Here is a 21,560-nt window from a genome sequence, read left to right as displayed (position 1 = left end):
CTGTCCCACCGCACCCACCGAGGAGAACCATGTCCACCGCCCCCGTCGCCGCGGCGACACCGAACCTGAAGCAGGGCCAGCTCAGGAACCTCGTGCTGGCCACCCTGGCCTCCACCGTGGGGTTCTGGGCGTGGACCGTGATCGGGCCGCTGTCCAAGCGCTACGCCACGGAGATGCACCTGAGCCCGGGGCAGACGGCCATCCTGGTGGCCATGCCCATCTTCGTGGGCTCGATCGCCCGCGTGCCCGTGGGGGCGCTCACGGACAAGTTCGGCGGGCGGCTGATGTTCACGGTGATCCTGGGGGTCACCGCGCCGCTCGTGCTGCTCACCGGCGTGGTGGGGGGAATGCACAACTTCCCGCTGCTGGTGGTGGTCGCGTTCTTCCTGGGCATCGCGGGCACGGTCTTCGCGATCGGCATCCCGTTCTGCTCCGCGTGGTACGAGTCCCACCGCAAGGGCTTCGCCACGGGCGTGTTCGGTGCCGGCATGGTGGGCACCGCGGTCTCCGCGTTCTTCACCCCGCGGCTCGTGGCGGCCACCGGGTACTTCACGACGCACGTGATCATCGCCGCGATCGTGGCTGTCAGCGCGGTGCTGTGCTGGCTCATGCTGCGTGACTCCCCGGCGCGCGCGGGCGTCCCCGTGGAGCCGGTGGTGCCGAAGCTGAAGGCGGCGTTCAAGCTCAAGGTCACGTGGCAGCTGTGCTTCCTCTACGCCGTGGTCTTCGGCGCGTTCGTGGCGTTCTCCAACTACCTGCCCACGTACCTCGCCAACGTCTACTCGTACGACCCCACCGCCGCAGGCACCCGCACCGCGGGCTTCGCGGTCGCGGCCGTGATCGCCCGCCCCGTGGGCGGCACCCTCGCGGACAAGCTCGGGCCCAAGGTCATCACGCTGCTGTCCCTGGCCGGGACCATCGTGTGCGCGGTGCTCGTGGCGTTCCAGCCCAGCGGCGAGCACGTCTACGGTCCGCTGTTCCTGCTCATGGCACTGTTCCTGGGCCTCGGCACCGGCGGCGTGTTCGCGTGGGTGGGCCGGGCGACGCCGGCGGCGAACGTGGGCACCGTGGGCGGCGTGATCGCCGCGGCCGGTGGCCTGGGCGGCTACTTCCCGCCGCTGGTCATGGGCGCCACCTACGATCCGGAGAACAACTCCTACTTCGTGGGCCTCATGCTCCTGGCCGTGTTCTGCCTCGCGGCGCTGCTGCTCTCGCTCGTGGTGCGCCACGGCGGTCGGGACCGGGAGGACTGAGCCACCCGCACGACTGCAGACCCGCGCCTCGCCCTGCTGGACACCGTGACCGGTGGACGGCAGGGCGACGTCGTTCCGGCCACGGGCGGCACGGGGCACCTGCCGCGGTGCAGTCCTGGGCGCAGTCAGGCCCGCACAGGGGCAGCTCGGGGCATCGGGCCCCCCGGGTGATCCGGGCGGCCACAGGGGCGGTCAGCCCTGGGCGCGGCGGTCCAGCGCGCGCTCCACGAGCGCCACGCACTCCTGCGGCGAGTAGTGCAGGCGGTCCGCGACCACCGCGAGGTAGTCGACGACGGCGCGCGCCGCGGCGTCGTCCCGCTCGTCACGGCCCTGCGCAATGAAGGTGCCCTTGCGCCCGCGCGTCTCGATGATCCCGCGTGTCTCCATCTCGCGGTACGCCTTGGCCACGGTGCCCGCGGCGAGACTCAGCTCAGCGGCGAGCGCGCGCACCGGCGGGATCCTGTCGCCCACTGCGAGCTCGCCCGCGGAGACATCCCGCAGCACGCACTCCACGAGCTGCTCGTAGACCGGGGTGGTGGACTTCGGATCAACGGTGAACATGCTGCGTCCCTTTCGTGGCGTGGGTTCATCGTAGGGGCAGGGCCGCGGGTCAGCGCTCTCGCCCGCCGCCCCGGCCACGGCACGTAGGCTTACTGTCGTGTCCGGTCATCCTGCTCTCCCCCTTCCACCGGCCGTCGCGCCTGATCAGCAGGCGGTGCGCCGCTTCGTCGAGCACGCCCTGGAGCGGGCCCGCGTGCTCGGGTGGGAGCTGCCGCCGCCGGGTGAGGGTGCCACGCGCGAGCTGTGGGCGGAGCTGACCGCGCTGGGCCGGCTGGACCTCGCCCACGCGCGCATCATCGAACCCCACCTGGACGCCCTCGCCATCCTGCGCCAGGCCGGTCGCGAGGACCTGGCAGGCACGGACGAGACCTGGGCCGTGTGGGCCGCCGAGGGCCCGGGGGAGCCCTTGCTGGCCGTCCCGGGCGGCGTCGTCGCCCCCGAGGCGTGGACGCTCACCGGCAGCAAGCCGTGGTGCTCGCTCGCGGACTCCGTGACGCGCGCCGTCGTGACCGCCCACGTGACCGACGAGCACGGGACGCCTACGGGCCACCGGCGGGCGTTCGTCGTGGCCACGGACCACCCCGGGTTCGCCCCGGAACCGGCCTCGGAGTGGATCTCGCACGGCCTCGCGGAGGTGACCACCGTGCCGGTGTCCTTCGAGCACGTCCCCGCCGAGCCCCTCGGCGCGGACGAGTGGTACCTGACGCGCCCCGGCTTCGCGTGGGGCGGCATGGGCGTGGCGGCCGTGTGGCTGGGCGGCGCGCAGGCCGTCGCGGACCTGCTGTGGGAGCAGCTGGGACACCCCCGCCGCCCGGTGGACGAGGCCGCCCTCACCGCTCTCGGCCGGCTGGACCTCGAACTCGGCGCCGCCCGCGCCGTCCTGGACCGTGCCGCGCAGGCCGTGGACGACGGCGACGCCGCCGGGGACCGTGGCGCCGCCTGGGCCCTTCGCGTGCGCCGCACGGTGGCCGACGCCGCCGAGTCCGTCATCAGCGTGGTCTCCCGCGCCACGGGCCCCGGCCCGCTCACGGGGAACCCGGCGCACGTGCGCCGCGTGGAGTCCCTGCAGGTCTACATCCGCCAGGACCACGCCGAGCGGGACACCGCAGCCCTCGGCCGCACCCTGCTCGAGCTGGGGGAGGAGGACACCCCGTGGTGAGCTTCGACCACCGGGACCCCGGCACCCCGGAGGCGGAGTGGGCCCGCTGCGGCGCCCTGCACCGCGCCCCGGAACTGGACCTGGCCGGGGTGGACCGCGCCGTCGTCTTCGCCGCCCACCCGGACGACGAGACCCTCGGTGCTGGCGGCACCGTCCACCGACTGGCGCGGGCCGGGGCGGACGTCCGCGTGGTCGTGGCCACGCTCGGGGAGAACTCGCACCCGGACTCCACCACGTACGCCCCGCACGAACTGGCCGAGGTGCGGCGCGAGGAGATGGTGGCGGCCCTGCGCACGCTCGTGGGCCCGGACGCCGTCCCCCACTTCCTCGACCTCTCGGACGGCTCGCTCACGGAGGAGCAGCTGCGCGCCCCCGTGGCGGAGCACATCGCGTGGGCGGAGAAGGGCCGGAAGCCCCTCGTGCTCTCCACGTGGGAGCAGGACGGCCACACGGACCACGACACCCTGGGCCGCACCGTGGCGCTCGCCGCCGGGGCGCGGGGCGTGCGCTGCGTCCAGTTCCCGGTGTGGCTGTGGCACTGGGGCACGCCCACGCGGCTGCCGCGCGGTCTCGTGCGGGTGCCGCTCGACGACGTCGACCGGGCCGCCAAGCGCGCCGCCCTCGACCACCACGTGACCCAGGTGCGCCCGCTCTCGGACCGCCCCGGGGACGAGGTGCTGCTGGGCGAGCACGTGCTGGCGCACTTCGAGCGCCCTGCCGAGTTCTTCGTGGTGGCCACCCCGGACCAGAGCGCCGTCTTCGACCGCGTGCACACGGCCGCCGCGGACCCCTGGGCCGTGGACACCTCCTGGTACGAGCGGCGCAAGCGGGACGTGCTCCTCGGGTGCCTCCCGCGCCCGCGCTACGAGCGGGTCCTGGACCTCGGCTGCTCCACGGGAGCGCTCACCGCGGCCCTGGCCCGGCGGGCGGGTGCCGTGACCGCGGTGGACGCGAGCGACGTCGCCCTGCGCGCTGCCCGCGCCCGGCTCGCGGAGGAGGACCTCGCGAACGTCGAGCTCGTCCACGCCGTGCTGCCCGCGGACTGGCGTGAGGACTGGACCGGCCGGGATCTGGTGGTCGTGAGCGAGATGGGCTACTTCTGCTCTCCCACGCAGTGGCACGAGCTGCTCGGGCGTTGCGTGGCCGCTCTGCGACCGGACGGGCACCTGGTGCTGTGCCACTGGCGCCACCCCATCGCGGACTGGCCCCTGGACGGTGCGGACGTGCACCGTGAGGCCCGCCGCCGCCCGGAGCTGCGGCGCGTGGTGAGCCACCGCGAGCGGGACTTCGAACTGGAGATCTTCGGCCTCGTGCCTCGGGACGAGCCGTGATGCACCGGGTGGCCGTGGTCGTCCCGGCCTGCAACGAGGAGCAGCACGTGGGGCGGTGCATCACGTCGGTGGCGGCGGCCATCGCGTCGGCCTGCGCCGTGACCGGCATGACAGGGACGCCGCCGCGAGCCACACCCCTGCCCAGCTCTGCGACACCGGAGCCTGCGGGACCGGGCAGCGCCGCCGCCGCGCCGCTCGCCGGCGCCCGGCCGTCGCCTCCCGCCGCACCCGTCGTGTCCACGCCGCTCCACGTGACGGTGGTGCTCGCCGCGGACGCGTGCACCGATCGCACGGTGGAACGCGCGAGGACCGCGTGGGCGGCGTCGGGACTGGCTGCAGAGGTAGCGCGGCTAAAGGTGGTGACGGGGACGTGGCGCAGCGCGGGCGGGGCCCGGGCGGCCGCGGCGTCGTGGGCCCTGGCGAACAGTCGGCCGGAGTGGATCGCGTCCACGGACGCGGACACCGCCGTGCCCGCACACTGGCTGACGCACCAGCTGGGGCGCGCGGCGCACGGGGTGGACGCGGTCCTCGGCACCGTGGAACCGGACCCCTCGGAGTGCCCGGTGGCCGTGTACCGCCTGTGGCAGCGGGAGCACACGCTTGCGGAGGGCCACCCGCACATCCATGCCGCCAGCATGGGGGTTCGTGCGGTGTGCTACGAACGCGCCGGGGGCTTTCCGCCACTGGAGTGCAGCGAGGACGAGGCACTCGTGGCCGCGCTGCACCGGACGGGAGCGCGTATCGAGGCCACGGACCGGATCCGGGCGATCACCTCCGCGCGGTTCGAGGGTCGCGCCGAACTCGGGTTCGCCCACCACCTGCTGGGCCTCGCACGGCTGGCCGGTCAGCCGGAGAAGGCGCCGCGGCCGGGGCCCGCGCAGCCACCGCGGCCCGAGCCAGCAGGCCGCCCGAACGGCGCGAGGTTCTTCGCCCACCGCAAAAACACTTGAACACCCAGCCCCGGTCCTGGCTACTCTGAAACGGAACAGAGACACGTCACCACATAGGAGGTACCTCGTGAGCGAGAAGAGCATTACCGTCAGCCGTGTCATCGACGCCCCGGCGGAGGAGATCTTCGAGGTCTTGACACTGCCCGCCAAGCACCCCGACCTGGACGCCTCCGGGACCGTCATCTCCGGCACGGACCAGCGCATCCAGAACGTCGGCGACGTCTTTGTGATGAACATGCACGCCGAGATGATGGGCGGGGACTACAAGACGGAGAACCACGTCACCGGTCTGGACCCCAACAAGCTCATCGCGTGGAAGCCCTGCCCCGAGGGCACCACCGTGGAGGACAACGGCTGGGAGTGGATGTACGAGCTGCAGCCCGAGGGCTCGGACTCCACCACCGTGACCCTCACCTACTCGTGGGAGCACGCCAACCCCAAGGTGACGAAGAAGATCAGCTTCCCGCTCTTCGGCGAGAAGGTTCTGGAGGAGTCCCTCGAGCGGCTTGCCTCCACCGTCGCCGGCTCCTGACACTCCGCGGAGCGGTGTGCCCCGCGCCAGAATGACCGTTCGCCCGCGTCCTCCCCAGGGAGGACGCGGGCGTCGTCGTGTCCGGGGCGGTGCCGCCGCTTCCGCGTGACTCCTGCACGGCGCCGCACGGAAACCTCGCGTGGGAGCGGCCCGGGCCCGGGCGCGCACCGGGCGTACCCTGGCCGAGGTCGTGCAGGAATGGTACGGCCGGGCCCGGGAAGACGCAGCTGCCCGGGCAGGACAGTCGCAGCAGGAGGTGCACCCGGGTATGGGATCGTCACGCAGGGTGTGGGAGGGCTACGACAGGGGGAGCTCGGGCTATCGGCGCATCCTTGTGGCGCTGCTGTGCGCGGGCGTGGCCACGTTCGCGCAGCTGTACTCGGTGCAGGGCGTGCTTCCCATCATGGCCGAGGACCTGCACGTGGACGCCGCCCAGTCCGCGCTCGCCGTCTCTGCGGCCACACTGGGGCTCGCGGTGGGAGTGATTCCGTGGTCGCTCGTCTCGGACCGGTGGGGGCGGCTGCGGGCCATGGTGATCGCCGTCGTGGCGGCCACGTGCCTGGGCGTGCTCATGGGGTTCATGCCCACGTTCGAGGCGTTGGTGGCCCTGCGGTTTGTGGAGGGCATGGCCCTGGGCGGCATCCCGGCGGTGGCCATGGCCTACCTCGCGGAGGAGGTCAGCCCCCGCTACGGCGCAGTGGCCGCCGGGACCTACATCTCCGGGACCAGCCTGGGCGGACTGTTCGGGCGGATCGTCGCCGCACCCCTCGCGGACTTCTTCGGTTGGCAGGTGGGCACGTCCGTCGTTGCCCTGCTCGCCGCGGCGGCTGCGGTGGTGTTCATCGTGCTCGCGCCACGGCAGCGCGGGTTCACGCCCCAACCGGTGCGGCTCACGGGTGAGCAGGGACTGCTCTCCCACCTGTGGCTCAACCTCCGGGACCGGCGGCTGCTCACGCTCTACCTGCAGGGCTTCCTGCTCATGGGCGGGTTCGTGGCCGTCTACAACTACATCGGCTTCCACCTGGGCGAGGCGCCGTTCGGCGTGCCCCAGAGTGTGGTGTCCGTGCTGTTCCTGGCGTACCTCTCCGGCACGTGGTCCTCTGCACGGGCCGGCGGCCTCGCGGGGCGGTTCGGACGCCGCCCCGTGCTGCTCGGCTCCGCACTGGTCATGCTCACGGGGCTGCTGCTCACTGCCGTGCCGTGGCTGCCCGTGATTGTGGCGGGGCTGCTCGTGTTCACGGCCGGGTTCTTCGCGGCGCACTCCGTGGCCAACGGGTGGGTTCCCGCCCTCGCCACAGAGGGGCGCGCCCAGGCGTCGTCGCTGTACACCCTGCTCTACTACGGCGGTTCGTCAGTGCTCGGCTACGCGGTGGGCGTCCCTTTCACCGCCGCGGGGTGGAACGGGGCGGTGCTGTGCATCGCGGGGTTGATCGTGGCGGCCGTGGTGCTCGCACTGACCTTCCTGCCCAGAGCGGCAGCATCCTGCCGATAGGCCACCTCGGGCGCGTTTGACGACGCCGCGGAGCCCAGAAAGGCAACATCTTGCCGGTTTGCCAGGTTTGGCGGTAGAATGGGGTCCACTGAATCGAAATCGGCAACTACTTGCCGGAGGGGGACTGATGCAGGGGATCATGGAGCCCGGCGAGGCCATCCGGCGAGCACGTCGCGAGGCGGGGCTCACCCAGAAGGACCTCGCGGACCTCTCTGGCGTCTCCGAGAGGACGGTGCGCGCCATCGAGACGGGACGGGGCAACCCCACGGTGGCCGCCCTCGTCGCCACGGCCGGTGTGCTCGGTCTGCGGGTGAGCGTGGCATGACGGCAGACGTGCAGCACCTGCGCTCGGTCCGTGCGGCGGACGTCTACAAGGCTGGGCGGTTGGCGGCCCGACTGGAACGGGGCGACGGCGCGAGCACCGTGTTCACCTACGACGGGAACTACGGGCAGCAGGGCGGCCCACCGGTGGCGACGACGCTTCCCGTCAAGGAGACGCCCGTGACCACGGCCTCGGGCGGGGTCCCCGCGTTCTTCGCGGGACTGTTGCCGGAAGGGCACCGTCTGACCGTCCTGCGGAACGCGATCAAGACGAGTCCCGACGACGAGCTCTCCCTTCTCATGGCCGTGGGGGCCGATGCCCCGGGAGACGTCCAGGTGGTCCCCGCCGGGACCCCTCCGGCCGAGCCCGAGCCGCTGGTCGACACCGCTCACCTGCAAAACGTCGACTTCTCACGGCTCGCCGCCGCTCTGGATCTCCACGCCCTGCCGGGTGTCCAGGAGAAGGCCAGCGCGTCGATGCTCACGGCACCCGTGGCGGCAGCGGAGAAGCGATACATCCTCAAGCTCGATCCCCCGGAGCACGCCCACCTCGTGGCCAACGAAGCGCTCCACCTCGCCGCCGCGAGGCAGCTCAGGATCCCGGTGGCCACTGCGCAGACGGTGGTGGACCGCCACGGGGTTCCCGGGTTGCTGGTGGAGCGCTTCGACCGGAGGCAGCTCGGCAGCGGCTGGTCCCGCACGGCGCTGGAGGACGCGTGCCAGGTCATGGGGCTGGCGCCGGCGGCCAAGTACACGTGCACCTCGGAGGAGGTCGTGCGGGCGCTGGCGGAGCAGACAGCCGCGCCCCTGGTGGCCACTAGGAACCTGTACCTCCAGTTCGTGTTCTCGTGGTTGTCCGGCAACGGTGATCTCCACGCCAAGAACGTGTCCGTGCTCGCTGGCGTCGACGGGCGGTTCGAGGTGGCCCCCGTCTACGACGTGCCCTGTACGCTCCTGTACGACGACAGGACCCAGGCGCTGCCGGTGGACGGGCGGACCAAGAACCTCAGGGCGAGCCACTGGGCTGCTTTCGCCCGTGCCATCGGGCTCCCGGAGCGTGCAGCGCACTCAGCGAACGCGCTGGCGCTCAGGGCTGCGTCCGCCGTTGACCTCCATGCGCTGCCGTTCCACGGGTCGCCCCTGCGATTCGCGGAACGCGAGCTGCGTCAGCGGCGCTCCGAGCTCGCGAACTGAGCCCAGCGGCGTCGCCAGGGTGCGGAGCGCGGAGGGGACGACGCCGCGGCCCTGTCGGCACCGGCACGCGCGGGGATCGCGCCGCGTGTGATCTGGCTCTACCCTGGAGGCGGCCCCGCACACCACAGCGCGCCGCCGTCCGCCGGTGCTCCCGCGGACACCGCCCCGCGAGGACGCGAGTTCGGCTGGCGCAGTCAGGAGACCCTTCCATGAGCGACATCCTCACCGTCCGACACCTGTTCGGCCCAGGCCCCACCAACCCGTACCCGGAGGCCACCGAGGCGCTGGCCCGTCCGCTGCTCGGCCACCTGGACCCCCAGTTCCTCGCCGTCATGGACAGCGCCTGCGACGGTCTCCGGGCGGTGTGGGGCACCGAGAACCGCCGCACGCTCCCGCTCTCGGCCACCGGTTCCGCTGGTATGGAGGCGGCGTTCGTGAACTTCGTGAACCCGGGGGATCCCGTGGTGATCGCGGTCAACGGCCTGTTCGGGGAGCGCATGTGCGACGTCGCTGCCCGTTGCGGCGCCGAGGTCACCCGCGTGGACTTTCCCTTCGGTGAGCCCGTGGACGCCCAGAAGGTGGCCGCCGCGCACCCCTCACCCAAGGTCATCGCCGCCGTGCACGCGGAGACCTCCACGGGTGTGCGCTCGGACATCGCCGCTCTCGGCGCGCTCAAGGGGGATGCGCTGCTGCTCGTGGATGCCGTGACCTCCATCGGCGGCATCGAGCTGAAGGCAGACGAGTGGGGGATCGACATCGGCTACGCCGGCACCCAGAAGTGCCTGGGCGTGGCTCCCGGTCTGGCTCCGTTCACCGTGTCGGACCGCGCCTGGGAGCGCCGTGTGGAGAAGCCCCGCTCGTGGTACCTGGACCTGGGTATGCTCGGCGGCTACGTGGGGGAGGCCTCCGGGGCCACCCGCACGTACCACCACACCGCGCCGGTGGCGATGGTCGCCTCCCTGGAGGCTGGTCTGCGCCGCGTCCTGGCGGAGGGACTCGACGCCGTCCGCGCCCGTCACGATGCCGCTGGCCGTGCGCTGCAGGACGGTCTGCAGGAGATGGGCCTGGAGCTGTTCGCCCGGGAGGGGTACCGTCTGCCGGAGCTGACTACCGTGAAGGTTCCCGAGGCAGTGGACTCCGCAGCCGTCCGCAGGGAGCTGCTGGAGACCTACAACATCGAGATCGGCCCCGGGGTGAAGGAGTACGCGAACACCGTGTGGCGCATCGGACTCATGGGTCCGAACGCGTGCCCCGAGTCGGTGACGCTCATTCTCGGCGCGCTGAGGAACGTGCTGGGCCGCTGACCGCCCACGGCTGCTGAGCGGCCGCGCCGGTCGCGCGCCCCTCGGCCGGCCACCCGGCCGGCCCGTGCGTGACGTCGGCCAGCCGGCGCGCGGGTCGGACCCCGGGCGACCTGGGCGCCGCGGCACCACGTCGTCGGCACCACGTGCGAACGGCGGGCCCCACCGGGAAGGTGGGGCCCGCCGTCGTCCTGCGGTGTGAAGGGGCGCGGATCAGGCGGTGAGCTGCTCCTCGATGGCGCCCACGAACGCGTCCAGGTCACCGGGGTTGCGGGAGGTGATCAGGGTCCACTCCTTGGCGGGGCACACCTTGACCTCCTGGTCCACCCAGTTGCCGCCGGCGTTGACGATGTCCGTCTTCACCGACGGGTAGGAGGTCAGGGTCTTTCCGTCCACCAGGCCGGTCTCCACGAGCAGCCACGGGCCGTGGCACAAGGCGGCCACTGGGCGGCCGGAGGACGCGAAGGCCTTGGCGGTCTTCTGTGCGTCCTGGTCCAAGCGCAGGGCGTCTGCGTTGAGGGTCCCGCCGGGCAGCAGCAGCAGGTCGTACTCGGACTCGTTGACGCTGGAGATGGTCTGGTCCACGGGGAAGGTCTCTCCTCGGTCCCAGTCGCCCACGAGGGACTTCACCTCGCCGGTCTCGGGGGCGGCCACCGTAACCTCCGCCCCGTCAGCTCGCAACCTCTCCAGGGGCACCTTCAACTCGTCCTGCTCCACGCCCTGGTTGGTCACCAGAACGAGAATCTTCTTGCCGGACAGTTCAGCCATTGTCGAGAATCCTTTCTATCGGGTGATGGTTCCAGTCTGGCACCGCGGCACTTTCCTCGGCAAGGGTGTCCCCGCCGGTTCCGCTGTCAGCGACACGATCATGACGCCGCCGCGCGGCGTCTGCTGCGTGCACCCAGCGTCCCCTCACGCGAAGGGCTGCGACACCCGGTCCAGTGCGGCGATGTCGTCCGCGCCCAGGTGCAGTGCGGGCGCCGCCACCAGCGAGGACAGCTGCGCGGCGGAGGATGCGGAAGCAATGGGTGCGGTGACGCCCTTGGCGAGCAGCCATGCGAGGGCCACGGTGGCCGGCTCGGCGCGGTGCCTGTCCGCCACGGAGACCAGTTCCTCCACAACCGCGAAACCCTCGGGGGAGACGTACTCCCGGGCCATCTGCTCGCGGGCCGCTCCTTCGAGGTCATCGGTGGTGCGGTACTTGCCCGTGAGGAAGCCGGAGGCCAGGGCGAAGTAGGGGAACACGGCAGCGTCGTACTCCTGGGCGATCGCGGCGTAGTCCCGCTCGAAATCGCGGCGGTGCACCAGGTTGTACTGCGGCTGGATGGCCGCGGGCACCGCCATGCCGCGCTCGCGGGCCACCGTGAAGAACTCGCGCATGCGCTGCGGCGAGTAGTTGGACAGCCCTACTGCGTGCACGCGCCCGGAGTCCACGAGCTCGTGAAAGGTTTCCACTTGCTGCTCGATGGGCGTGTCCGCGTCGTCATAGTGTGCGTAGTAGAGGTCCACGTAGCCGGTCTGCAACCGGTCGAGGGACGCCTCGAGAGAAGCCACCACGGTGTCGTGGGCCAGGCCGCGGAACTGCGGGTGCGCCCCGGTCTTGGTCGCGAGCACCACGGAGTCACGGTTGCCGCGCGCCGCGAACCAGCGCCCCAGGACCGTCTCGGACTCCCCGCCCTCGTGGCCCTCGGCCCACACGGAGTACATGTCCGCGGTGTCCACGAAGTTTCCGCCCGCGGCCACGAAGGTGTCCAGGACGTCGAAGGACTGCTGCTCGTCGCTCGTCCACCCGAACGTGTTCCCGCCCAGGTTCAGCCGGAAGATCTCCTGCTCGATCCCGGCGATCCGTGCGGTGGTGGGTGCGTGCTGGCTCATGAGAACCTCCTGCGGTGGTGTGGTGGCCGGTCGGGGCATTTTCCTTGGCGACTGTAGCAAGCCGACATTACGGGGGCGGGCAGTGTCAGGCGACGCCCGGCGCGGGGGCCTGCGCGACCTGGATGAGAGTGCCCCACGGGTCCTCGAAGCGCAGCACGGCGCCATCGTGGCGGGTGGTCACCCGGTGGTCCGTGAGGCGCTCCTCCAGCGCGGAGACGTCCTCGGCGGTGGGGAGGTCGATGTTGACCTGGCCCAGACCCAGGGACGCGGCGCGCGGACCGGCGCCCGCGCTGTTCCACGTGTTCAGAGCGATGTGGTGGTGGTAGCCGCCCGCGGAGATGAACAGGGCGGACCCGGCGTCGCTCATCACCTCGAAGCCGAGCGTGTCCACGTAGAACTCGCGCCCCGTGGGGATGTCGCCCACCTGCAGGTGCACGTGACCCAGCGTGGAGGCCGGTGCCGTGGTTGGCTGTGGCGCCTCCCGGGACAGATTCGTGCGCAGGAACTCGTTCGGGTCCAGATAGTTGGAGGCCAGGCTGAGCAGGCCGTTCGCCTCGCGCTGCCAGGTCTCCCGGGGGCGGTCCGCGTAGAGCTCCACGCCGTTGCCCTCGGGGTCCGTGAAGTAGAAGGCCTGGCTGTAGAGGTGGTCCGCGGAGCCCGTGAAGGTGCCCGGTGCGAAACGGGCCGTCGAGGCGAGCGCGCGGGCCAGGGCGGCGTCGTCGTCGAAGAGCACGGCGGTGTGGAACAGGCCCGCCTGGTTCGGGCGCCAGGATGGCAGGTCCGTGACGCGGCGCAGGCGCAGGACTACGCGGCCGTCGTGGCCCAGTACGGCGGTGTCCCCGGAGTGCTGCAGGACGTCCAGGGTCATGCCGGTGGAGTAGTAGGCGATCATCCCGTCCAGGTCCTTCACGAGCAGCTCCACGGCACCCATGGTGGTGCCGTCGGAGAGCAGGTCGTCCGCCGGACGGCGGCGCAGGCTGCGGGGATCGGGGCGCTGGATGAGCAGGGACACGGGAACCACTTCCTTGTCGGGGGACGGCTCGGGAGGCCGCCGGAGCACCACACACGTTACGCCAGAAATAGTTTCTTAAACAAGTATAAGTGAAGAAATATACATGCAATAACAACAATCAGCTGCCGCAAGGTGGACAATCAACTCATCGTCAGTAGGGTGATCAATCGATCCTGACCGTGTGGCCGCACCTCGGTCCGGACGGTCCCACCGCGCCGAGAGAGGAGAGCCTCGTGGGGGAGTTCATGGCGCAGCACCGCGAGCAGATCGCCACGGCCTGCTGGCAGCACCTCGCCCTGGTGCTGCCGTGCCTCGGCGCGGCCACGCTGCTGGCCGTGGCACTCGCGGTGCTGGTGCACCGCCACCCGGCCGCGCACGCCACGAGCGAGACCCTGGCCGGGATGGCACTGACCGTTCCGGCCTTCGCCGTGCTGGCCGTTCTCCTCGTGCTCACCGGCGGGGGAGCGGTGCCGGGGATGCTCGCGGTGACCTTCTTCGCCGTCCTCCCGGTCCTGCGGTGCACGCTGCGGGGCCTCCGCGGCATCCCGGTTGTCCTCTCCGACTCCGCGCGCGGGATCGGCATGGGCCGGCTGCGGATGCTGACCACCGTGGAGCTGCCCCTCGCGTGGCCGGCCGTCCTGGCGGGGATCCGCGTCTCCGCGCGCCTGAGCGGGGGTGTCGCGGCGCTCGCCGCGTACACGGTGGGCTCCGGCCTGGGCGGTCTGGTCTTCGCCGGCCTCGCGAAGCGGGGCGACGACGCCGCGGGCCTGGCCCTCAGCGGCCTCGTGGGCGTCGTGGTCCTCACCGCGGTCCTCGACCTGGCGCTCGTGCTCCTGGGTCGCCTCACCACCGCGCGAGGTCTCCGTGGGTGAACCCGCCGTGGACCCCACCCCGCGTGCCGCGGCGTCGTACCCGGCGACGTCGTACCCGGCGACGTCGTCCCCCGGGGAGCGCGCCGTCCCTGCAGCCCGGGAGGTGCGGGGCACCCCCGCGCCCCGGGAGGTCCGCGGTGCTGCGGTCCTGCTGCGCCGCGTCACCAAGCAGTACCCGGGGCAGAGCCGTGCCGCGGTGGGAGGGCTCACCCTCGAGGTGCCCGCCGGTGACGTCGTCACGCTCGTCGGACCGCCCGGGTGCGGGAAGACCACGGTGCTGCGGATGGTGAACCGCCTGCTCGACCCCTCCAGCGGGAGCGTCCTGCTCGACGGGGAGGACGTCGCAGGTATGGACGAGCGTGCCCTGCGCCGCGGCATCGGCTTCATGCTCCGCACCGGCGGACTGTTCCCGCACATGACGGTGGCCGCGAACACCGCTCTGGTGCCCCGGATGCTCGGGTGGCCCCGACGGCGCACGGCCGCGCGGGTGGCGGAGGTGCTCGAGCTCGTCGGGCTGGACCCGGCCACCGACGGGCGGCGCCACCCCGCGGAACTTTCCCCCGGCCAGCACGAGCGGGCGGGCCTGGCCCGTGCCCTGGCCGCGGAGCCGCGCGTCCTGCTGCTGGACGACCCGTTCGGTGCGGTGGACCCCGCCACCCGGCACACCCTGCAGCGTGACCTGCTGGGGATCCAGCGGCGGCTGGGGCTCACGGTCGTGTGCGCGACCGGGGACCTGACGGAGGCGACGACGCTCGGGGACCGGGTGGCCGTCCTAGACCGGGGAGCCCGGCTCGTCCGCTACGACACTCCTGACCGTCAGCAGCCGGCCCCCGCGGGCGACGCCGCCGAGCGGCTCCGCGCGACGGACGGCCCCGCGAGGGGCGGCACGGGGGGCCTGGGCGAGTCGAGTGAGGCGGGGGATTCGGGCGAGGCAAGCGAGGCAGGCGAGACGGGGGAGTGGTGGACATGAGCCGCAGGGATGACCCGCCAGCTGCGGCGGAGGGCGGCGCCGAGCATCTTCCGGCGGTGGAACCCGGCGACGGCGCCCCGGCAGCAGTCGAGTCCGGCACCGATGTCGAGACCGTCTCAGCCGCAGTGGGGGTCCCATCGGCCAGCACCGCGGTCGTCCCAGGGACTGTCCCCGCGGCCAGCCACGAGAGTCTGCGCGCCCTGTGGATCCAGTTCGCAGCGGTGCTCGTCGCGCTCGCGGGGCTGTGGTCGTTCCTGGCGTTCGGTCCGCTGAGCCCGGCGGAGCGGACCGTGGTGTCCCCGGGGTCTCTGTGGACCCGCACCCTGGAGCACCTGGGCCTCACGGCGGTGGCCACGGTGCTCGTCCTGGCGCTCGTCCTTCCCCTGGGCCTTGCGCTGGCCCGTGGCCCGCTGCGTCGACTCGGGCGTCCCGTGCTCGTGGTTGCGGGGATCGGCGAGGGGGCACCCGCCATCGGTCTGATGGTGCTGCTCGCGTGCGCGCTGGGCTTCGGGGTCCGCTCCTCGATCGCGGGGCTCGTGGCCTGTGCGGTGCTCCCCGCGCTGCGGGTATTCGTCGCTGGGGTGCAACGGATGAACACTCCGGTCCCGGTCCCGGTGCCGACGACGGGACCGGGCAACGGTCCGGCGGCCTCATCCCGCGGGACCGTGCCGCTGCTCGTTCTCCTCACCACGGTCCGCACCACCCTCGTGGTCGTGGTGGGTGCCGCCGCACTGGCGGCCTTCACCGGCGGCGGGGGACTGGGTGTGCTGCTCACCACCGGGGTGGAGCACCAGCAGAGCGCGGTCACTGTGGTGGGCGCCGGGCTGGTGTCCCTGCTCGCCGTCGTCGCCGACTGGCTGGGCCGGTTTGCGGAAGTCCTCGTCCGCCGTCGCCACCCGGCGCCGGGCGCGGAACCTGAGGTGTAGACCTGACCGCCCGGCGCGCCGAAATCGTGGCACCTCTACACCTCAGGTTCACCGGCGGCATGGTGGGCGCCCCTGCGGCGGGCGGTCAGCCGCCCTGCTCCTGGATGATCGCGATCTTCTGCCACACCTTCCGCGCCATGTCCGAGGTGAGGGCCTCGATGCCCTCCACGGCGTCCAGAACCTCGCCGTCCGTGGTGTCCTCCGCGAACAGCGCGGCCGTCTTGCCCACCAGCGAGAGCATCTCCGTGCAGTAGTCCAGGTACTGGGTCATCTGCGCGCGCGTCAGTGCCGGTTCGTCCTCCCGCCGGTTCCGTCCCGGGGACGACGACGCCGCACCGCTGCCTCCTCCGGCGACCGCGCCGGCCACGGTGGCACCGGAACCAGCGGGGCCGGAGCCCGCGGCATCGGAAGCCCCAGGACCGGAATCCGCGGCGCCGTGGGGCGCGGGCGGCGTCGTTGTGCCCTGCCCGTCCTCGGCGTGGACCCCGGCGGCGGGCAGCCGCTCCGGGACCTTCACGAGCTGGTGCATGTCGATCACGTGGGCGAGCGAGCGCAGCCGGTGCACCACGCGCAGCACGCGGGCGCGCTCCAGGCGCTGGGGGACGGCGAGCAGGAAGAAGATGGCGATGCCCGCGAAGACGAGGTCGTTGACCACCGTCTCCAGCAGGGGCAGCCAATCCACGGGACCGAGGGCGTCCGGGTCCGCCCAGATGCTCAGCGCGGCCAGGGTGATGGCAGTCCCGAAGACGAGCAGCACCACCAGCACGCCCAACCGGGACAGGGTGCGGGCGGTGCGGATCCGGCGTCGGCTGATGCCCCCGCCCTCGGTGACCTCGTCCACCAGGGCGATCAGCTCCCCGCATACCTCCCACAGGCTGCGCTGCGGGAAGCGCGAGTGGATTCTGCGCTGCAGGGCGGCCGCGGAGGCGCGCACCGCCTGGCCGTCCAGGTGCTGGTAGCGGCTCTCGGGCGGTGGCCCGTCGTCGTGGTCGTCGGGCCGGGCGGGAAGCGGGCGGAGCGAGCGCATCCCAGCAGGCTACGTGACCGGCCCCCGTCCAGCGGCCGCGGAGCCCCCGGCGGTTGCGGCGCCTCCGAGGGTCGTGGCGCTCGCGGTGGCCCCGGCGTTCCCGGGGGCAGCGACGTCGGCGGCGGCCTTGGCGCCCACGGGAGCCTCCGCGGGAACGCGCACGAGCGCCAGCTGTGCCGCCAGCTGACGCTCCAGGTGCGCCGGGGTGACGTTTGTGGGGTCCAGGGCCGCCGTGATCTGGGTGCCCAGCAGGAAGGTGAGCAGCGCGTCCACCCAGGAGGCGAGGTCCACGTGCCCGGTGACGTCGCCCGCGGCCCGGGCCTCTGCCACCCACCCGGCCACGGAGTCCCGCCACTGGTGCATGTAACGGTTGTTGTGCGCGGCGCGGGCGGGGTCGTGGGCCGCCTCCTGCCAGAACGCCATGACCACGCGGGCCTCGTCCAGGCGCTCCTCGTCCAGGGGCATCACCTCGCGGCAGAACGCCACCAGCGCGCCGAGCCCGGACAGCCCCGCGGCCGCACGCTCCACCCGTTCGTTCGTGCGCTCGAAGACGTGGGTGTAGGTGGCCTCCAGCAGGTCCGCCTTGCCCGCGAAGTAGGTCTTCAGCGCACCGTTGGCGTAGCCGGCCTCGGCGGAGATCTGGCGCATGGTCACCGCGGCAGGCCCCCGGCGGGCCATGATGCGCCACACCGTGCGGACGAGCTCCTCGCGGCGGGTCTCGTGGTCCACGACCTTCGGCACGGGGGCTCCTTCTGCTGGGGACGTTCTCTGGTGGGCGTCCTGTTGCGGGCGTCCTCTGGCGAGGCGTTGTCGCGGGGTCGGCGTCGGGCGGCGTCGTCGACGTCGAGTCCCCTCGAGGCAACCCACGACGCAACCCACGTCGCAATGGTGCGCGAACGGCGTCGGTCTTGTCAGGGGCCCCCGCCGTCTCTATTCTCTACGACTGTAGAGCAAAAACAGTGACCCGGGACACAGGCGGCGCAGGGGATGCGCCCCGTGCCCCCGGCTCCACGAAAGGACCCACCATGTCCCTCACCGACGCCAGCGCGTCCACGGACCTGAGCCCGTACGCCCTGCAGACCCCCGAGGAGATCCGCGTGGTGCGCGAGGTCCTCGAAGCGGCCGGGCACTTCCCCGAGACGGCGCGCATGGCGTACCTCGGCCTCGTGGAGCCCGCCCGCGGCACCCCGGTGGACGCACCGGCCAACCGGCGGTTCCGGGTGTTCCTGCTGGACGTCGCCGGGGGACCGGCCAAGGACGCCGTCGTCTCCGCGACGAACCGCGAGGTGGAGTCCGTCGTGGAGCTGGACACCTCCGAGACCGGCGAGTTGCCGGTGCTGGAGGAGGAGTTCGAGATGGTCGAGCAGATCCTCTCGACCGACGAGCGCTGGCTCGCCGCGCTGGAGCGCCGCGGCCTGCCCGTGGAGAAGGTCCGTGTGGCGCCGCTGTCCGCGGGCGTGTTCGAGTACCCGGAGGAGAAGGGGCGGCGCATGCTGCGCGGTCTCGCGTTCCTGCAGAAGGACGAGCACAAGCCCGCGTGGGCGCACCCCATCGACGGCCTGGTGGCCTACGTGGACGTCACCAACCACGTGGTGGACCAGGTCCTGGACATCGAGCTCGTGCCCGTGCCGGAGGAGGACGGCGACTACTCGGATCCCGAGCTGACCGGGCCCACGCGCACCACCCAGAAGCCCATCGAGATCATCCAGCCCGAGGGCCCGTCCTTCACAGTCACCGGCGGCAACCACGTGGAGTGGGAGAAGTGGAGCCTGGACGTGGGCTTCGACATGCGCGAGGGGCTGGTGCTGCACAACATCGCGTTCGAGGACAAGGGGCAGAAGCGCCGCATCCTGGACCGCGCGGCCATCGCAGAGATGATGGTGCCCTACGGCGATCCGTCCCCGGTGCGCTCCTGGCAGAACTACTTCGACACCGGCGAGTACCTGGTGGGCCAGTGGGCCAACTCCCTGGAGCTGGGCTGCGACTGCCTGGGCGAGATCACCTACCTCTCGCCCGTGGTGGTCACCGGACGCGGTGAGCCGCGCGAGATCACCAACGGCATCTGCATGCACGAGGAGGACTGGTCCATCCTCTCCAAGCACACGGACCTGTGGAGCGGGGTGGCCTACACGCGCCGCAACCGCCGCCTGGTGATCTCCTTCTTCACCACCGTGGGCAACTACGACTACGGCTTCTACTGGTACCTCTACCTGGACGGCACCATCGAGTTCGAGGCCAAGGCCACCGGCGTGGTCTTCACCTCCGCCCTGCCGAACGGCTCCACGGACTTCGCGTCCGAGATCGCTCCGGGGCTGGGCGCGCCGTTCCACCAGCATCTGTTCTCGGCGCGCCTGGACTTCGCGCTCGACGACGGTCCCTGCCGCGTGGAGGAGGAGGACGCCGTGCGCGTGCCCCTGTCCTCGGACGTGAGCCCGCGCGGCAACGCCTTCTCGCGCAAGCGCACCGTGCTCTCCACCGAGAAGGAGGCCATGCGGGACGCCGACGCCGCCGTGGGCCGCACCTGGGTGGTCTCCAGCGCCGAGCACACCAACCGCCTGGGCCACCCGGTCGCGTACAAGATCCACCCGGAGGGCGGGCCCACCATGCTCGCCTCGGAGGACTCCTCCATCCACCGCCGCGCCACGTTCGCCACCAAGGCCCTGTGGGTCACGCCCTACGAGGAGGCCGAGCGCTACCCGACCGGCGACTTCCCCAACCAGCACGCGGGCAACGGCGGCCTGCCGGAGTGGACCGCGCAGGAGCGTTCCGTGGACGGGGAGGACATCGTGGTGTGGCACACCTTCGGGCTCACCCACTTCCCGCGCGTGGAGGACTGGCCGATCATGCCCGTGGACACCGTGGGCTTCAAGCTGCGCCCCGAGGGCTTCTTCGACCGCTCACCGGTCCTGGACGTCCCCGCCCCCAGGAAGGGCCACTGCTGCGCCGGCGAGCAGGAGCAGTCCTCCTCCTGCTGCGAGTCGTAGGACCACCAGCGCTGGCCCGTGCTGGCAGCACGTGAGCGAGGCGCCCACCCTTGGCGGGGTGGGTGCCTCGTTCGTCTCCCGACGACGACGCCGTGCCCGGCCTGCGTGGGGCGCGGGCGGCGCGGCGTCGTGCCGGGTGGTTCGCTGAAGAACGGCTGGCCGATCCCACTGCCCCCTAGGGTGTTCTCTCACACCTCGACGGCCTCTCTTCACGTCATCACCATCAAAACGGGCCGCGGGACAGCCCGACAGTTCACCGCGGGAAACTACCCTTCACGCCACGTCTGCTGTGAGTGCTTGAAAACCTCCCAAAATCTCGGCTAGACCTCTCACATGAGCAACTATCCAACTCGCCATGCCCTGGGCCGGATCGATGTGGTCACCCTCGAAGATCTTCCGGCGCTGAGTCGGGATGTCCCCTTGGACCTTTCAAACATCCAGGCTGGATGGCCCGAATTTGAGCACGGTTTTGACTCCCTCAGGGGGCGGCGCATGATGGGGCTCATCTATGGGGGGCGGCACGTCTACCGAATGTGCTCAGTCCGTGTGGGCCGTGACGTCGACAACCCTCTAGACCTGGACGAGACAACCATTCAAGGTGGGGCCTACCTGAGGCTCCGTCTGCGAGGCGAGGTGCCAGAGGTCTACGGACAGATCGGCGAGGCATTTGACGTCCTCTTTGGGCATGCGGAGCACGACCCCACTAGGGCGTGTCTCCTATATTTGGAGCCATTGGAGGACGGCGTGTAGGACTGTGGCTGACCTGTAGGTGACGGCAAGCTTGTCGTACCTGGTGGCCAGACCACGCCACTGTTTGACGCTGTTGAAGGAGCGTTCCACGACGTTTCGTCCCTTGTATGCCTCTGCGTCAAAGGCGGGTGGACGGCCTCCCTTGGAGCCCTTCTTTTTCCGGGAGGCGATCTCGTTCTTCTTCTGGGGGATCACTGCCTTGACGTGGTGATCGCGAAGGTATTCACGGTTCACGCCCGACGTGTAGCCCCGGTCCGCCATGACCGTGTCGGGTGTGGTGCGGGGCCTGCCGGTGGGCCTGGGGACGTAGATGTCCTTCAAGGTGTCCTGCATCATCGCGCCGTCGTTGCGCTGGCCTCCAGTGACGACCATGGCCAAGGGACGCCCGTTGCCGTCCACGACCTGGTGGATCTTCGTGGTCAACCCCCCGCGCGAGCGTCCAATGCCGTGACCTGCAGGCTCATCCTCGCCCAGCGGAGAATTCTTGTAGTTCGATGAAGCCCCCCGTGTCCTGGTCGGGGCGCGTCGTGTTCGTGGCGTGTTGGTGGGCACGGTTGATCGTGGCGTCAATGCTGACCGTCCAATCCACTTTCCCAGCCGAATCCGCTTGGGCCACCACCTGAGAAAGGACACAATCCCACACGCCCCGCCTCGCGTAGGAGCGGTGACGCTTCCACACCGTCTGCCACGGCCCATACCTCTCACGAGGCAGGTCTCTCCAAGGAATCCCCGTCCTGTAGCGGTAGATGATCCCGTTGACGATCATCCGACTATTCGAGAACGGGCGACCCCGACGCCCACAGTTCGTTGGCAACAGGGGCTCCACACGCTCCCACTGCTCATCCGTCATCGCCTCAAACCGAGACTTCTCATTCACCCCGCCAGTATCCCGCGACCCTCACCTCACATATAGGAGACACGCCCTAGCACGGTCACCACGTCGGGCAGTTCCTCGACGGCGGCGGTCTTGAACCCGGTGAAGCCGTCCATCGCGACCACCTCCACGCCGTCGCGCCACTCCTGCGGGCGGTCGGCCAGCCAGGTCTTGAA

20 protein-coding genes and 1 pseudogene are annotated in these 21,560 nt (G+C 71.4%); 13 read left to right on the top strand and 8 right to left on the bottom strand.

What is annotated here, in order from left to right:
• Positions 1-29 precede the first annotated feature (29 nt).
• Positions 30-1,253 (top strand): nitrate/nitrite transporter, encoded by a 1,224-nt coding sequence (locus D8M39_RS06530; protein ID WP_055083596.1) that lies wholly within the window; start codon positions 30-32, stop codon positions 1,251-1,253.
• A gap of 192 nt (positions 1,254-1,445) precedes the next feature.
• Here D8M39_RS06530 and D8M39_RS06525 read toward each other — a convergent pair whose 3' ends face one another.
• Entirely contained in the window at positions 1,446-1,814 is a 369-nt protein-coding gene (locus D8M39_RS06525; RefSeq protein WP_055083598.1) for a GntR family transcriptional regulator, read from the bottom strand.
• 154 nt (positions 1,815-1,968) lie between these two features.
• Between D8M39_RS06525 and D8M39_RS06520 the strand changes: the two genes are divergently transcribed.
• The 8 genes from D8M39_RS06520 (at position 1,969) to D8M39_RS06485 (ending at position 10,097) form a co-directional block, all read left to right on the top strand.
• The gene (locus tag D8M39_RS06520) at positions 1,969-2,973 is read left to right on the top strand and encodes an acyl-CoA dehydrogenase family protein (RefSeq protein WP_055083600.1); all 1,005 of its coding nucleotides are present in this window, start codon (positions 1,969-1,971) and stop codon (positions 2,971-2,973) included.
• On the top strand, positions 2,967-4,304 hold the full coding sequence (locus D8M39_RS06515) for a PIG-L family deacetylase (RefSeq protein ID WP_164497803.1): 1,338 nt from the start codon (positions 2,967-2,969) through the stop codon (positions 4,302-4,304). The genes D8M39_RS06520 and D8M39_RS06515 overlap by 7 nt, the downstream gene beginning before the upstream one ends.
• Complete coding sequence (locus D8M39_RS06510; protein ID WP_238693991.1) at positions 4,304-5,254, top strand: glycosyltransferase family 2 protein; 951 nt, start codon at positions 4,304-4,306, stop codon at positions 5,252-5,254. The genes D8M39_RS06515 and D8M39_RS06510 overlap by 1 nt, the downstream gene beginning before the upstream one ends.
• A 67-nt stretch (positions 5,255-5,321) precedes the next feature.
• Positions 5,322-5,786 (top strand): SRPBCC domain-containing protein, encoded by a 465-nt coding sequence (locus D8M39_RS06505; protein ID WP_055083606.1) that lies wholly within the window; start codon positions 5,322-5,324, stop codon positions 5,784-5,786.
• Between the two features lie 268 nt (positions 5,787-6,054).
• Complete coding sequence (locus D8M39_RS06500) at positions 6,055-7,278, top strand: MFS transporter (protein WP_055083608.1); 1,224 nt, start codon at positions 6,055-6,057, stop codon at positions 7,276-7,278.
• Positions 7,279-7,405: 127 nt separating this feature from the next.
• Complete coding sequence (locus D8M39_RS06495) at positions 7,406-7,603, top strand: helix-turn-helix transcriptional regulator (RefSeq protein WP_055083610.1); 198 nt, start codon at positions 7,406-7,408, stop codon at positions 7,601-7,603.
• A complete protein-coding gene (locus D8M39_RS06490; RefSeq protein ID WP_094393462.1) occupies positions 7,600-8,793 on the top strand; it encodes a type II toxin-antitoxin system HipA family toxin in 1,194 nt (397 codons plus the stop codon). Before D8M39_RS06495 ends, D8M39_RS06490 begins: the two co-directional genes overlap by 4 nt.
• 209 nt (positions 8,794-9,002) lie before the next feature.
• Positions 9,003-10,097 (top strand): alanine--glyoxylate aminotransferase family protein, encoded by a 1,095-nt coding sequence (locus D8M39_RS06485; RefSeq protein WP_055083615.1) that lies wholly within the window; start codon positions 9,003-9,005, stop codon positions 10,095-10,097.
• Positions 10,098-10,307: 210 nt separating this feature from the next.
• Here D8M39_RS06485 and D8M39_RS06480 read toward each other — a convergent pair whose 3' ends face one another.
• The 3 genes from D8M39_RS06480 to D8M39_RS06470 form a co-directional block, all read right to left on the bottom strand.
• A complete protein-coding gene (locus D8M39_RS06480) occupies positions 10,308-10,862 on the bottom strand; it encodes a type 1 glutamine amidotransferase domain-containing protein (protein WP_126874666.1) in 555 nt (184 codons plus the stop codon).
• A gap of 144 nt (positions 10,863-11,006) precedes the next feature.
• Positions 11,007-11,969 (bottom strand): aldo/keto reductase, encoded by a 963-nt coding sequence (locus D8M39_RS06475; RefSeq protein WP_055083619.1) that lies wholly within the window; start codon positions 11,967-11,969, stop codon positions 11,007-11,009.
• 85 nt (positions 11,970-12,054) lie between these two features.
• Positions 12,055-12,990 (bottom strand): VOC family protein, encoded by a 936-nt coding sequence (locus D8M39_RS06470; protein ID WP_126874665.1) that lies wholly within the window; start codon positions 12,988-12,990, stop codon positions 12,055-12,057.
• Positions 12,991-13,214: 224 nt separating this feature from the next.
• On the opposite strand from D8M39_RS06470, the gene D8M39_RS06465 reads away from it, so the two are divergent.
• Genes D8M39_RS06465 through D8M39_RS06455 form a run of 3 tightly spaced genes read left to right on the top strand, consistent with a single transcriptional unit; the run spans position 13,215 to position 15,749 of the window.
• Positions 13,215-13,853: an ABC transporter permease gene (locus tag D8M39_RS06465; RefSeq protein ID WP_055083621.1), complete on the top strand. Its 639-nt coding sequence runs from the start codon at positions 13,215-13,217 to the stop codon at positions 13,851-13,853.
• Positions 13,846-14,823, top strand: coding sequence for an ATP-binding cassette domain-containing protein (locus D8M39_RS06460; protein WP_238693985.1), 978 nt, complete (start codon positions 13,846-13,848; stop codon positions 14,821-14,823). The genes D8M39_RS06465 and D8M39_RS06460 overlap by 8 nt, the downstream gene beginning before the upstream one ends.
• Positions 14,820-15,749: an ABC transporter permease gene (locus D8M39_RS06455; protein ID WP_238693984.1), complete on the top strand. Its 930-nt coding sequence runs from the start codon at positions 14,820-14,822 to the stop codon at positions 15,747-15,749. Before D8M39_RS06460 ends, D8M39_RS06455 begins: the two co-directional genes overlap by 4 nt.
• Before the next feature lie 85 nt (positions 15,750-15,834).
• On the opposite strand, the gene D8M39_RS06450 is transcribed toward D8M39_RS06455, so the two are convergent.
• Together D8M39_RS06450 and D8M39_RS06445 are read right to left on the bottom strand one after the other, a co-directional pair.
• Positions 15,835-16,776, bottom strand: coding sequence for a hypothetical protein (locus D8M39_RS06450; RefSeq protein WP_126874664.1), 942 nt, complete (start codon positions 16,774-16,776; stop codon positions 15,835-15,837).
• Positions 16,777-16,785: 9 nt separating this feature from the next.
• Positions 16,786-17,517 (bottom strand): TetR/AcrR family transcriptional regulator, encoded by a 732-nt coding sequence (locus tag D8M39_RS06445; protein WP_094393464.1) that lies wholly within the window; start codon positions 17,515-17,517, stop codon positions 16,786-16,788.
• A 284-nt stretch (positions 17,518-17,801) separates the two neighbouring features.
• Here D8M39_RS06445 and D8M39_RS06440 point away from each other — a divergent pair, with 284 nt between their 5' ends.
• Positions 17,802-19,760, top strand: a complete 1,959-nt coding sequence (locus D8M39_RS06440) for a primary-amine oxidase (protein ID WP_126874663.1) — start codon at positions 17,802-17,804, stop codon at positions 19,758-19,760.
• 717 nt (positions 19,761-20,477) lie between these two features.
• Here D8M39_RS06440 and D8M39_RS06430 read toward each other — a convergent pair.
• Together D8M39_RS06430 and D8M39_RS06425 are read right to left on the bottom strand one after the other, a co-directional pair.
• A protein-coding gene (locus tag D8M39_RS06430) for an IS5 family transposase (RefSeq protein WP_198145182.1) occupies positions 20,478-21,360 on the bottom strand; the annotation gives its coding sequence in 2 pieces (ribosomal slippage) (positions 20,478-21,014 and positions 21,016-21,360; 882 coding nt in all).
• Positions 21,361-21,434: 74 nt separating this feature from the next.
• Positions 21,435-21,560, bottom strand: a pseudogene (locus tag D8M39_RS06425) (transposase); the annotation flags it as partial.

Origin of the sequence: Kocuria sp. HSID17590 (assembly GCF_003989485.1) — a bacterium.
Classification (GTDB): domain Bacteria; phylum Actinomycetota; class Actinomycetes; order Actinomycetales; family Micrococcaceae; genus Kocuria; species Kocuria salsicia.
Note: the sequence above shows the minus strand (reverse complement) of the source record. Positions and strands in the feature narration are given on the sequence as shown.